The organism is Kluyvera intermedia (assembly GCF_021440345.1).
Classification (GTDB): Bacteria; Pseudomonadota; Gammaproteobacteria; order Enterobacterales; family Enterobacteriaceae; genus Kluyvera; species Kluyvera intermedia_A.
The window spans coordinates 1-1,297 of sequence record NZ_JAKCNS010000161.1; the positions used below are offsets into that span (position 1 = coordinate 1).

The 1,297-nt window shown below is 36.4% G+C and carries 2 protein-coding genes; both read right to left on the reverse strand.

Annotated features, from left to right (window positions below; translation table 11 throughout):
- Positions 1–495: hypothetical protein (locus LZ634_RS22480; RefSeq protein ID WP_234508942.1), on the reverse strand; the 495-nt coding region annotated here is incomplete at its 3' end.
- A gap of 17 nt (positions 496–512) precedes the next feature.
- The gene (locus LZ634_RS22485) at positions 513–890 is read right to left on the reverse strand and encodes a hypothetical protein (protein WP_234508943.1); all 378 of its coding nucleotides are present in this window, start codon (positions 888–890) and stop codon (positions 513–515) included.
- Positions 891–1,297: the final 407 nt, after the last annotated feature.

Genomic DNA, 1,297 nt, shown 5'->3' on the forward strand with positions numbered 1-1,297 from the left:
TAAGTTGGCAGCATCACCCTCTTTTTTGGTTAATGCCTTGCATTTATCACCACACCCATTATAGATTTCGAGCATGAAATTCAAATCACGCCCACTCATCTTTTCAGATATACTCTTAAGTATGATGTTTTGAATCCCTTCCGCATTAAATATGACATTCCTTTTCCACGACGCACGGCATAGCGATTTAAGTTTAAGAATATCCGTAACGATAGAAAAACCTTTCATATAATTACTCGCCGCAATACGTGTTGGCACCAGATAGTGCACGTTATGCTCAACCCCCCTTAATTTTAATTTTGGATATAACCACCGAATATCTTCGCTATTCCCTGGAAGGGCATCGATCAGTAAGATGGCATCCTTAAGCACTGTTGCACAAACGAGAAATTGCAGGCGATTCTCGAAAAACGTCACATCATTCTTGTCTTCAACCAATGAGTTGACGGCGTATCTCAATGTGCCATTTTTCGTATATACCAACAATTGCGCCAATTGTGATTCTCTCTCTATTAAGTGACACCCGCTAAATTGGCGACTTCAAGAACATAGAATTTTTTAATACTGTTCGACTCGATGACGTAACCTTTACCTTCATACCTTTTTAAAGGCGCACGTTCATAGCCTACGCTCAGAAAAGCAGCGTGAACTTGACGGATCATCGCCCAGAGATATGATTTTGAGCAACGTAGACCATTGTTCTCAAACACTTGCGTAAATATTGTCTCATCAGCAATAAATTTCTTATCTGCATGTTCAACAAGATAATTAAAAAGACGCGCCTTGGTATCACCCAGTCTCTTTATCTTCCCATTTTTAATATTGATAAGCATTTTTGTCGATATTCTATATTCCAATGTATCGTAAATTATATAGCCGTAAAGCTTCATCTCAGACACGGTATCCTCCTCCCGGTTAAGCACATAAAGAAGAGTGATATTTGTCGCATGAAAAATTTCACCACTTAGCCTTGAAACTGGATATTAATATACTGCCAGGCAAAAAACCGGACAATCAGAGTGAGTTATCAACGCCAAATTCTTTACATTTGCATTCATTTAGTGATTAAAGCTGTTTTTTTGTGTTTTTTTGGTGGCAAAAACCAATATGTTTCCACTATGTTACATAGAAACTCGAAAACAAACCCATACTTAGCAACAGACTTTTTGACCAATTTTAACAAAACCAACAGTTTAAAATATCAATTAAATTTTAAATCACTTTAAAATCACAACCTTACAATCATTGTTAATATAAAAAGATTGTACGCTGAAAAAATTTTTTTAGGAATAGTCAA